Annotated in this window: 11 protein-coding genes and 1 pseudogene; 2 read left to right on the top strand and 10 right to left on the bottom strand. The window is 69.2% G+C overall.

The features are described from left to right. From EBN03_RS32185 to EBN03_RS32175, 3 genes and pseudogenes are all read right to left on the bottom strand, one after another. Positions 1-151, bottom strand: a pseudogene (locus EBN03_RS32185) (acetaldehyde dehydrogenase (acetylating)); the annotation flags it as partial. A 39-nt stretch (positions 152-190) separates the two neighbouring features. Beyond that, positions 191-982 (bottom strand): 2-keto-4-pentenoate hydratase, encoded by a 792-nt coding sequence (locus EBN03_RS32180; protein ID WP_122191946.1) that lies wholly within the window; start codon positions 980-982, stop codon positions 191-193. A 109-nt stretch (positions 983-1,091) separates the two neighbouring features. Continuing rightward, a complete protein-coding gene (locus EBN03_RS32175; protein WP_122191945.1) occupies positions 1,092-2,141 on the bottom strand; it encodes a ferredoxin--NADP reductase in 1,050 nt (349 codons plus the stop codon). Positions 2,142-2,738: 597 nt separating this feature from the next. Between EBN03_RS32175 and EBN03_RS32165 the strand changes: the two genes are divergently transcribed. Then, the gene (locus EBN03_RS32165; RefSeq protein ID WP_122191943.1) at positions 2,739-3,536 is read left to right on the top strand and encodes a mycofactocin-coupled SDR family oxidoreductase; all 798 of its coding nucleotides are present in this window, start codon (positions 2,739-2,741) and stop codon (positions 3,534-3,536) included. A 1-nt stretch (position 3,537) separates the two neighbouring features. Further along, on the top strand, positions 3,538-4,365 hold the full coding sequence (locus tag EBN03_RS32160) for a mycofactocin-coupled SDR family oxidoreductase (protein WP_122191942.1): 828 nt from the start codon (positions 3,538-3,540) through the stop codon (positions 4,363-4,365). A 252-nt stretch (positions 4,366-4,617) separates the two neighbouring features. On the opposite strand, the gene EBN03_RS32155 is transcribed toward EBN03_RS32160, so the two are convergent. From EBN03_RS32155 to EBN03_RS32125, 7 genes are all read right to left on the bottom strand, one after another. Further along, positions 4,618-5,469: a hypothetical protein gene (locus tag EBN03_RS32155; protein WP_147471784.1), complete on the bottom strand. Its 852-nt coding sequence runs from the start codon at positions 5,467-5,469 to the stop codon at positions 4,618-4,620. A 257-nt stretch (positions 5,470-5,726) separates the two neighbouring features. Beyond that, positions 5,727-6,590, bottom strand: a complete 864-nt coding sequence (locus EBN03_RS32150) for an alpha/beta fold hydrolase (protein ID WP_122191940.1) — start codon at positions 6,588-6,590, stop codon at positions 5,727-5,729. After that, a complete protein-coding gene (locus EBN03_RS32145; RefSeq protein WP_122191939.1) occupies positions 6,587-7,378 on the bottom strand; it encodes an SDR family NAD(P)-dependent oxidoreductase in 792 nt (263 codons plus the stop codon). Before EBN03_RS32145 ends, EBN03_RS32150 begins: the two co-directional genes overlap by 4 nt. 23 nt (positions 7,379-7,401) lie before the next feature. Next, positions 7,402-7,659 carry a hypothetical protein gene (locus EBN03_RS32140; protein WP_122191938.1) on the bottom strand — a complete coding sequence of 86 codons (258 nt, stop codon included), beginning with the start codon at positions 7,657-7,659 and terminating at the stop codon, positions 7,402-7,404. 14 nt (positions 7,660-7,673) lie between these two features. Further along, positions 7,674-9,332 carry an FAD-binding protein gene (locus EBN03_RS32135; RefSeq protein ID WP_122191937.1) on the bottom strand — a complete coding sequence of 553 codons (1,659 nt, stop codon included), beginning with the start codon at positions 9,330-9,332 and terminating at the stop codon, positions 7,674-7,676. Between the two features lie 9 nt (positions 9,333-9,341). Further along, positions 9,342-9,716, bottom strand: a complete 375-nt coding sequence (locus EBN03_RS32130) for a nuclear transport factor 2 family protein (RefSeq protein ID WP_122191936.1) — start codon at positions 9,714-9,716, stop codon at positions 9,342-9,344. 17 nt (positions 9,717-9,733) lie between these two features. Then, positions 9,734-11,269, bottom strand: coding sequence for an FAD-binding protein (locus tag EBN03_RS32125; RefSeq protein WP_122191935.1), 1,536 nt, complete (start codon positions 11,267-11,269; stop codon positions 9,734-9,736). Between the last annotated feature and the right edge of the window lie 184 nt (positions 11,270-11,453).

The following is an 11,453-nucleotide window of genomic DNA, read 5'->3' as shown; positions in this document are numbered from 1 at the left end:
CCCGCGCGCGCTTCAAACCTTCACTGTCGGGGTCGATCCCGACCATCCACCGCGGTTCGATCTTCTCCGAGCGGAGCAGCTTGTACAGCAGATCCGTCGAGATATTGCCGGAGCCGACAATCGCGGCAGTGACCTTTCGGTTGGCAGTCACAAAATTCTCCTGAGTCTCTGGGATGTGGTGACCGCGGCGCTACGGCCGGTCGAATTGCAAACGGACAGAACCGAGTCCGGCGAACTCGGCGTGGAACTCATCGCCCGGACGGACGTCGATCGCGCGGGTGCACGACCCGGGGAGCACGATGTCGCCTGCCTTCAGCCGGACACCGAAGGAGGCGACCTTGCGGGCCAGCCAGGCCACCCCGATGGTCGGGTCGCCCAGGACGGCGTCGCTGCGCCCCTCGGCCACCACCTCGCCGTTGCGGGTGAGCACGGCGTCGATCGCCTTGATGTCCAGGTCGGCCGGTGCCACGCGCTCCTTGCCCAGCACCCAGCCGGCGGACGACGCGTTGTCGGCGATGGTGTCGCACAACCCGATCTGCCAGTTCTTGATCCGGGTGTCGATCAGCTCGATCGACGGCGCGTAGGCGATCGTCGCGTCCAGGACGTCTTCCTCGGTGCAGTCCGCGCCGGGCAGGTCCTTGCCCAGGACGAAACCGACCTCGACCTCGACCCGCGGGAACAGGTACTTCGCAGTCTCTACCGGCACGTCCTCGAAGACCTGCATGTCGGCGAGCAGGTGGCCGTAGTCCGGTTCGTCGACGCCCATCATCTGCTGCATAGCCTTGGATGACAGCCCGACCTTGTGGCCCACGACCTTCGCACCCGCATCCAATCGCCCGCGAATATTGACCAGCTGGATCTCGTAGGCGTCGACCACATCGATGCCGGGATGGCGGTCCACCAGCGGGGTGAGGGGCACCCGGTCCCGTTCGGCGGCGGCCAGTTCAGCGGCCAGCTGGTGACGAACCTCGTTGCTCAGCACGCGGTTTCCTTTCTGATGATTCCCGCGCTCGACGGCAGCTGCGGCGGGTGCGAGGGCGACCGGTCCCGCGGGAACGTGTTTCGTTGCGCAGCAAGCGGTTTCCTGGCGCTCAAAAGCGGATACGGACGGTGTCGGTGCGTGGGCGGGCCTGGCAGGCCAGGGTGTAACCCGCGTCGATGTCGTCCTGATCGAGAACGCCGCCGGGCGGCATGTCGACCGCGCCGTCGACGACAGTGCAAGCGCACGAACCACATTCGCCCGCCCGGCACGAATAGGGGACGTCGAGACCGTGCGCCAGCATGACGTCGACCAGGGTGCGACCGCGCGGCCAGCTCAGCGCGTGCACAGTGCCGTCGAGTTCCACATCCACCTGGGCGGCGTCGGCGAGTTCGGTGTCCGCGACCTCGACCGGCTCGGCGAACGGGTCACCGGACAGCGAGGTGAACACCTCGGTGTGCACCCGCTCGCGCGGCACGCCGGCCGCGGCGAGGGCGGCGGTCACGGCGGCCATGTACGGCGCCGGGCCGCAGATGAACGACTCGTAGCCGGGGTAGCGGCGCGCGAAGTCGGTCAGCCGGTCGGCGGTCGGCAGGCCCTGCTGCGACTCGAGCTGGTGCACGACGGTGAGCCGGCAGGGATGCTCCGCGGCGAGTACCCGCAGCTGGTCGGCGAAGATCACCGACTCGGCGTCGCGGTTGGCGTAGAACAGCACGACCTTCCGGGTGCCCGCGGTGAGGGCGGAGATCAGGATCGACATCACAGGGGTGATACCGCTGCCACCCGCCCACAGCAGCAGGTCGACGTCGAGGGAGGCGGGGGTGAAGGTGCCCACGGGTGGCAGTACGTCAACGGTGTCGCCGACAGAGATGTTGTCGCACAACCAGTTCGAGCCGTAGCCGTCGACAGTGCGCTTCACCGTCACCTTCGGCGCGGGATCGATGAACGGCGAACTGGACAGCGAATAGCAGCGCGCCACCGTCTCGGGCCGTTCGCTCGGGATACGCAGCGTGAGGAACTGGCCGGGCCGGTACGCGAAGCGGGCGGCGGCCTCGGCCGGCACCTCGAAGACCAGCGACCGCGCGTCGGCCGTCTCTTCGATCACCGCCGATACGCGCAGCGTCGTCACCCGCGTGGGTGCGTCCACGATCGCGTTCGACATGTCGTCCTCCTTCGGTCACGATCCGGCGAGCGTGGACAACGGTGACAGTTCCGCGCGGATCCGCGACCAGGCGATCCCGGTAGCCGGGAGGCTGCCGCGCACCGCCCGCTGACCGGGAGAGGGTTGGGCTCCGCGCGCCGCGGCGGCTACAGCTCGCGCGCGGTCGGCCCGGTGATCTCGGTGGCCGATCGTGTGCCCGTGCCGGCTGGTGCGCTGGAGATCCGGGTAGTGGCTCATCGCGTGGGTACAGGCGGTTCGTTGACACCCTCGATCGCGACAGTCGAGCTGATAGTGCGAACCGGCTGACCGGGAGTGTGCTCGCCCTCCGGTGCGCTGGAGATCCGGGTAGTGGCTCATCCGCGCGGGCGCAGCGGGCCGTCGACAGCGTCGATCACGGCAGCCGCGCCGAGGTGCGACCCGGCTGACCGGCTCGTCCTCGGCTGACCTGGGTAACCGGCAGCCGCGTTCGGTGGCAGGCGATCCCGGCAACCGGGACGTCGTTATGGACTGCCCGCTGACCGGGAGGACGGCGGATCGACCGGCGCGCGCGGCCCTAACGTCGCCCCTCATGACCGGACAGATTCCCGGGGGCGCCCGATGAACCGCATGCAGGACAGAGTCGCGCTGGTGACCGGCGCGGCGCGGGGGATGGGGCGGGCCCACTGCCGCCGGCTCGCCGAGGAGGGCGCCGACATCATCGCGCTCGACCTGCCCGCGGCGGCCGAGGAACTCGCCGAGACCGCGCGGGAGGTGCAGGCCGTGCGGCGCAGCTGTGTGGTCGGGTACGCCGATGTGCGCGATCAGGCGTCGCTGGATGTGGCGGTTGCCGAGGGGGTGCGGGAGTTGGGGCGGCTCGATGTGCTGGTCGCCAACGCGGGGATCTACGCCGATCTGGCGCCGTCGTGGGAGCTGTCCGAGGCGGCCTGGCGGCGCACCCTCGACATCAATCTGACCGGGGTGTGGCACACCGTGCGGGCCGGGGCGGGTGCGCTGGCCGACGGCGGGTCGATCGTCATCGTCAGCTCCACCAGCGGGCTCAAGGGTGGCGCGAACACCGCGCACTATTCGGCGAGCAAGCACGCGGTGGTCGGGCTCGCGCGCACCCTCGCCAACGAGCTGGGGCCGCGCGGGATCCGGGTCAACACCGTGCATCCCGGGTCGGTGGCGACACCCATGATCCTCAACGACACGGTGTACGCGAAGCTGCGGCCCGACCTCGACGCCCCGACCGAACAGGACGCGGCGCAGGTGCTGGCGAGCAAGAACATCCTGCCGGTGCCGTGGGTGGAACCGGTCGACGTCAGCAATGCCGTGCTGTTTCTCGCATCCGACGAGTCCCGTTACGTGACGGGAACCCAGCTCGTGGTGGATGCCGGACTGACTCAGAAGGTGTGACATGGGACGGGTTTCGGGCAAGGTCGCGCTGATCACCGGCGCGGCACGCGGGATCGGCGCGGCGCAGGCCGTGCGGCTGGCCGAGGAAGGGGCCGACATCATCGCCCTCGACCTGTGCGGGCCGGTGGAGACGGTGGTCAGCGGGCACGCCACCCCCGACGATTTCGCACCGGTCGTGGCCGCGGTGCAGGCGACCGGGGCGCGGATCCGCACCGCGGTGGTCGACGTGCGCGACGGCGACGCGCTGCGGGCCGCCACCGACGAACTGTCCGCCGAGCTCGGTGGCCTCGACATCGTCTGTGCCTCAGCGGGTATCAGTTCCAGCGCCCCCGCGCTGGAACTGACCGAGAAGCAGTGGGGCGACATGCTGGACGTCAACCTCACCGGTGTCTGGCAGACCTGCAAGGCGACCGCGCCGCACCTCATCGAGCGGGGCGCCGGCTCGGTGATCCTCACCAGCTCGATCGCGGGCCTGCGCGGCCTGGTCGGCGTGGCGCACTACACCTCCGCAAAGCACGGTCTGGTCGGCCTGATGCGTTCGATGGCAAAGGAATTGGCGCCCCACCACGTACGGGTCAACTCGGTGCACCCGACCACGGTGGACACCCCGATGATCCAGAATCCCGCGGTGCGCAAGAAGTTCCGGCCCGACCTGGAGAACCCGACCCGCGAGGACTTCGCGGAGGCGGCCGCGAAGATGAACATGCTCCCGATCCCGTGGATCGACCCGGTCGACGTGGCGAACGCGACCCTGTTCCTGGCCTCGGACGAGGCACGCTACATCACTGCGGTGACGCTGCCGGTGGACGCGGGCAGCACCCAGGTCTAGGTGAACGCTGAAGCGCCGCACGATCTTTCGGGGTCATGCGGCGCTTGGCTGTCCGGATCGGGCAAAGGTGCCGACCCACGGCTCGAATCGATTGCGTAACCGATGTCGACCAGCCGTTACTATCGAATCGAATGCGTGAACGTGTGGGTTCTGTTGCCCCGGCACGCCGTGGGGAGTTCCTGCGGGACTGAGAGCTGCCCGAAGTGCAGTTCCAACCTGGTGCTTTCGATGGACGGATGAGCTCAGGACCGGTCAGTCGCCGAGAAGCTGAATGATGTCCTCGGTCAACGCGACCGCCTCGCTCTCGGCCTGCGCCAGCGGAAGCGGGGTACCCGGGACGTGGTCGCGGTAGTCGGCTCGGGTACCGGGCGGATAATCAGCGCCTACCCACCGAACCTCGATCACCGCATTGCGGGCTCGGACCAGGGTCGCCACGCCCGGTTGCGTATAGCTGTGGAGGTCGACCCGCTTCATCGGCTCGCCTGCCTTCGCCCCGAAGATATAGTTCGCGTTCGGAATCGGGCCGGCCACCGCCTGGTCGCCGACATTCGGCAGCGGCGCGGTGCGGATGTCGTACCACGAGGGGTTCTCCAACGCTGCCCGCCACAGGTCGAACCTCGTATGTGCGGCGGGCGGGTCGGCTTCCACACTGATGCTCACCGTGAGTAGCCACGTCGAGATGACGGCGGGATCTTTTGCCGACCACACGCACTGCTGGCCACGGTCGCCGAAAAGACTGGTATCCAATTGCAGCCCACGTGCTTTCGCGGGCAGGAGTGGACCCAGCTTGTCGCAGGTCCCGTACCCCGGTGCGGGGACCCTGGCCCGGCTGTCCCAATCGGACCGGGTAACCACACCGACTACCGTCAGCAACGCGAGAACCAGCAGGACCCCCGAGCTGATCAGCATCAACCGCTTGTTCCGGGTGAAATGCTGCCGGATGGGCGGCTGCTGCCGGAACGTCGGTTGTGGATCCGGTGATGGCGGAACAGGCTGTGGCTCAACGCTGATCGCAGTCTGCGGCATCGGCGAGTTGTTTTCGGGCACCGGCAGGTCGGCGCCCCAGACGGCACACCAGTCGACACCGCCGCTGTCGTCGCCCACCGTCATTCCCCTCGAACTCGAATCGGCCTCAGCGTAACGAGTTCGCGCAGCGGCGGCTGAACCAGGAAGCGCCGCACGGTTGTTCGGACCGTGCGGCGCTCTTGCTGTCCGGATCGGGCTAGCGATCCGGATCGGGTGGGTACCTGGCTTGCCCCGGATCGGGCAGGTACCCACGCACTGGGCAGGCCTCGGACCGGGGGTGTGAACGGTGAAGCGCCGTGCGGTCTTTCGGGACCGCACGGCGCTTCGTTGCCGGATCAGGCGGTGCGGGTCAGGAACGCCAGGACGGCCGACTCGAAGGCGGCCTTCTGTTCGATCATCGCCCAGTGTCCACAGTTGGGGAACACGTGGAGTTCGGCGCGCGGGATGGTGCGCATGGGGATCAGGGCCATGTCGAGCGGGGACACCCGGTCGTCGCGGCCCCAGGTGACCAGCGTGGGGGCCTTGACCTTGTGCAGCATGGCCCACGGGGGCGGGGCGTCGGAGGCTTCCATGGCTTTCACCATCATGGCGAAGGCGGCCTTGCTGTACATGCGGCGGGCGCTGTCCAGGGTGGCCGGGTCGGTGGCCTGGGTCCAGCGTTCCTCGATGAGTTCCGTGGTGACCAGCGCGGGATCGAAGACCATCGAGTGCAGCCACTCGATCAGCCGTTCCCGGGTGGGGTTCTCGGTGAACTCCTGCAGCAACTTGATGCCCTCACCGGGGCCGGGGCTGAAGATGTTCTTGCCGATACCGCCGATGGTGACGATCTTGCCGACCCGCTCGGGGTGGGCGATCGCGTAATTGAGCGCGACCCCGCCGCCCATCGAGTTGCCGACGATGTCGACCCGTTCCAGGCCGAGCGCGTCGACGAACCGGACCACCGCGTCCAGGGCGGTGACCATCGGGTGGCCGCCGAAGTCGTCGCTCACCCCGAAACCGGGGAATTCCAGGACCAGACAGCGGAAGTGCTCGGCGAACAGCCCGAGGTTGCCGCGGAAGTTGCGCCAGCCGGTGACACCGGGACCCGAACCGTGCAGGAGCAGCAGCGGGGGACCGTCACCGGCCTCGTGGTAGCGCAGAACGCCTGCGTCGGTGGGGATTTCGCGGAGCGTGCCCTCGTAGCTGAGGTCCGTGGTCATGCGTGGGTCCCTCCGTCGATGCGGATCTCGGTGCCGGTGATGAACGCGCCGTCCTCGGACACCAGCATCGCGATCACCCCGGCCACCGCGCTCGGGTCGCCCATGCCCGCGCCACCGGACTCCAGGTCGGTGGGCAGGACCGGGGAGAGCTTCGCGAACAGCGCCCAGTCCGCATCGGCCGGCACGTAACCCGGTGTGGCGTCGGTGATTCCGGACTTGATGCTGCCCGGCGCGACGCTCACCGCCCGCAGGCCCTTCCCGCCGAACTCCAATGCCAGTGCGTGCGTGAAGGACTGGATGCCGCCCTTGCTCGCCGCGTAAGCGCCCATGTACGGGTGCGCGAACGCCGCCGACGTGGAGCTGAAGTTCACGATGGTGGAGCGCGGGTTTGCGAGCAGGGCCGGCAGCGCCTCCCGGACGACCAGGAAGGTGCCGGTCAGGTTGACGTTGATGATCAGGTTCCACAGCTCGAGCGAGGTCTGCTCGGTGTGCGAGGCGCGCAGGATGCCGGCCGCGTTCACCACCGAATCCAGGCCGCCCAGAGCCGTGATCGCGGACGCGACCCCGTCGACGACGGACTGTTCGGCGCCGATGTCGATGGTCAGGGTGGCCAGGCGGTCGGCCAGGTCCCGGGACTGTGCCTCGGCGTAGGTGCTCGCGAGGCCCTCGGCCGCCACGTCGGCGGCGACCACGGCGGCGCCCTCCTCGAGCAGGCGCAGCACGGTGGCCCGCCCGATCCCCGAGGCCGCGCCGGTGACCAGGCTGCGATGGTCGGTGAGTCGTTTCATCTGTACTCCTTGCTGGTGGGTGCTCAGCCGAGCCGGCCCGGGACCGGTTCGTGCCGCAGTTCGTCGGTGGCCAATTCGCCTGCGCGCACGGCGTTCTCGATGGAGTCGCGCAACGCGGGACAGGTCGGGATCCAGCTGCTGGGCACGCCGAGTGCCGCCTGCCGGGCGAACTCGGGGCACGACCGCTCGGCGTCGCCCAGCCACTGCACACTGGTGTGGCTCGGGCTGAACTTCTCCACCAGAACGCCGGTACCGCAAGTGCCGCACTGTATGTCGCGCATCGCGAATCCTGTCGTCAGCGGGCTCCGGCGGCGTGCCGGGCCCCGATGTAGCCGAACACCATGGCGGGGCCGATGGTGGCGCCCGCGCCCGCGTAGTCGTTGCCCATGACCGCCGCCGACGTGTTGCCGGTGGCGTAGAGCCCGTCGATGACACTGCCGTCGCCGCGCAGCACCTGGGCGTGCTCGTTGTAGACCAGTCCGCCCTTGGTGCCGAGGTCGCCGATGCGGATCCGCAGCGCGTAGAACGGGCCGTGGTCGATCGCGTCCAGCGTGGGCTGGGCGAGTGTCGGGTCGCCGTAGTAGTTGTCGTAGGCGCTGCGGCCGCGACCGAAGTCGTCGTCGCGGCCGGCGTGGGCGAACGCGTTGTATCGGTCCACGGTCGCGGTGAGCGTGGCCACCGGCACCCCGATCGCCGCGGCGAGTCCCTCGACGGTGTCGGCGGTGCGGACGAGTCCGGTCTCCAGCCAGGTCGCGGGGAACTTCTGACCGGGCACGAGACCGCCGATCGGATAGCGGCTCTTGGCTTTCGCGTCGAACAGCATCCACGCCGGGTCGTGGCCGCCGGCCAGCTGCGCGTGCACGAAGGTCACGTACGGCGACGCCTCGTTGGTGAACCGCTCACCGCGTGCGTTCACGATGATCGAGCGCGGGATCGAACGCTCCGACACCAGAACCTGGTTGATTCCCTCGGGCCGCTGGAACGACGGCATCCACCACGCGTCGTCCATGAGATCGACTGCGGCACCGACCTGTTCGCCGGCGATGATGCCGTCGCCGGTGTTGTCGGTGGAGGCGGCGCTGAAGTTGTCGTGCGCGCCGGCGGGCAGGTACCGCTTGCGCATCGCGTCGTTGTATTCGAAACCACCGGTCGCGAGCAGGACACCGGCGCGGGCCCGGATCCGGATCTCACGGCCGTCGCGTTCGGCGACCACACCGATCACCGCGCCCCGCTCGTCGGTGATCAGCGAGCGCATCGGGGTGTTCAGCCACAGCGGGATACCGGCGTCGCGCGCGGCCAGCCGCAGCCGGGCGATGAGCGCGCGGCCCAGGGTGTCCATGTGTCGGCGCAGCGCGATCGCCTTCACCGCACGCATGCCGGTGACCAGCGCGGTCCAGCGCGCCTTCCAGGTGCGCATCACCATGTTGAGCTGGACGAAGTCCTTGGAGGTGATGAACAGGCCGGGCGGGGTGGCCAGCGCGGCGGGCCGCAGCTTGTCCTCCTCGTCGCCGAGTTCCTTCAGGTTCACCGGCAGCGGTTCGATGGACCGGCCCGCGGGGCGGCCGCCCGGCGCCTCCGGGTGGTAGTCGGAATAGCCGGTGCACCACTGGAATCGCAGGTGCTTGCTGCTGGTCTCGAGGAATTCCAGCATGCGCGGGCCCTCGTCGATGAACGCGTCCAGGTTGGCCGAGGGCACCCGGTCGCCGACGACGGCGTCGAGGTAGCGGCGGACGTCGGCGCGTTCGTCGCGCAGGCCCTCGCGCAGCAGGGTCGGGTTGTTCGGCACCCAGATGCCGCCACCGGACAGGGCGGTGCTGCCGCCGTAGTAGGCGCCCTTCTCGATGATCAGGGTGTCGGCGCCGCGGTCGGCGGCGGCCAGCGCGCCGGTCAGGCCGCCCGCGCCGCTGCCGACGACGAGGAAGTCGACCTCGTGGTCCCAGTTCTGTTCGGACATCTGTGGCTCCTACGCGAATGCGATGTCGGCGGGCGACCAGAACGCGCGCATGCTGGTGATCCGCGCGTTCTCGTCGAAGGTCATGACATCGATCGGGTCGATGGTGATGGTCTGGTCACCGGTCTCGGTGACGACGCGGAACGAGAACGCGGCCTCGTTCTCGCCGCCGATGCGCAGCGCGAACAGTTCGGTCTTGTTCTGCACGGCCTCGAGCGCGCTGTAGAACTGTTCGATCGCGGCGCGGCCCTGGTGCACCGGCGAACCGACCGGGTCCTCGACGGTGGCGTCCTCGGCGTAGAGGGCGGCGATCTCGGCGGCGGTGCCCTCGGCGACGAGCTCGAGGTAGCGGTGCACTGTGGCGCGGATCTGTTCGGGGGAAGGCATATTCGTGATTCCTCTAATCAGTTGCCGAGCATGTCGAGCACGGCGAGATGGCTGAACAGCATGGAGGCGCCGATCGGGTTGCCGCCGCCGGGATAGACCGTTCCGCTGACCGCGGCCATGGTGTTGCCGGCGGCGTAAAGGCCTGGGATGACGGCATTTTCGGCAGTCAGGACCCGGGCTGCGGTGTCGGTGCGCAGCCCGCCCTTGGTGCCCAGGTCGGAGATGCCGAACGCGGCCGCGTGGAACGGGCCCCGCGTGATCGGAACCAGCGGCGGCTCACCGCCGGAGAACGCGCGGTCGTAGGCTTCGTCGCCGCGCCCGAAGTCGGGGTCGACGCCGGTCGGGACCATGGCGTTGAACCGATCGACGGTGGCGACGAGGTTCGCGGCGGGTACGCCGATCTTCTCGGCCAGCTCCTCGAGGGTGGCGGCGGTGTGCCACAGCCCTTCCGCCTCGTACTTCTCGGGCTCGACCATGCTGACGTTGCTGGCCTTGACCGGCGGCACCACACCCTCGGTGTCGTCGTAGATCATCCAGAACGGCAGGGTGAGCGAGCCGTCCTCGATCCGTTCGATGATCGAGCGGCCCAGCCGGTCGTAGGGACCGGATTCGTTCACGAACCGGTTGCCGTCCTGGTCGACGAAAATGCCGCCGGTGAACCACAGCGCGAACGCCGACCGCCCGTCCGGGTGGGTCATACCGGGCGACCACCAGGCCTGATCCAGCAGATCGGTGTCGGCGCCGGCCGCGATACCCGCGAGCAGTGCCGCACCCGTGTTGCCACCCGGGCCCATCGAATCGCGCGCCTCGCCGGGTACTCCGTACCGCTTGCGCAGCTCGTCGTTGTTCTCGAAGCCACCCGCGGCGAGCAGGACACCCCGCGTGGCCTTGATCGCCACCCGCTCATTGTCGCGCTCCACGATGGCGCCGGTCACGGCACCGTCCTCGACGACCAGTTCCACCAGCGGCGAGTTCAGCCGGAGCTGGACGTGCGGGTAGGACGACAGCGCGTGCAGGAACCGGCCGATCAGGGCCTGCCCGCCGATCAGCGTGTCGGGCAGGGGGGCGCCGAGCCGGTCGGTGTCGAGCGGGCCGCGCAGCGAGGTGCGCAGGTCACCGAGCACGGACGCGGGCAGCGGGGTCGGCATGACGTGGCGCTGACCGTCCAGGCGCGCCTTGGGCGCGGTGCCGAAATAGTCCGGCCAGGGCAGCATTTCGAAGGCGAAGCGGTCGTCGGCCTCGAGGTATTCGATCAGGCCGGCACCGCGGGTCACATAGGTGTCCTGCAGCTCGCGCGGCGTGCGGTCGCCGACCACGGCGTGGAAATAGGTGAGCGCGTCCTCGATCGTGTCGTCGGTGCCCGCGCGGCGCAGCACCGGGTTGACCGGGAACCACACGCCGCCGCCACCCGAGTAGGCGGTGGTGCCGCCGAACTTGTCGGTCGCCTCGACCACCGTCACGCGCAGTCCCTCCCGGGCCGCGGTGTAGGCGCCGGCCAGGCCGGCACCCGATCCGGCGACCAGGACGTCGCATTCCTCGTTCCACTCCACCACTGCAGCTCCTCCTCGAGACCGGTGTGGTGGCGACGCTAAGCCCGGGGCGGGGGCGCGGAGCCCGGCTCCTCCCGGTCACCGGGAGGGGTATCGATTCGACGAATGTGCCGGTCAGCGGGAGGACGGTCTGCTGCGCGGGCGCGCGGGTCCCTAGCGTGCTGCGGAACTGGTCTCCATCGAAAGG

It is taken from the genome of Nocardia stercoris, assembly GCF_003696265.1.
In the GTDB taxonomy this organism is placed as follows: Bacteria; Actinomycetota; Actinomycetes; order Mycobacteriales; family Mycobacteriaceae; genus Nocardia; species Nocardia stercoris.
This window is presented reverse-complemented; position numbering and strand designations above follow the sequence as displayed.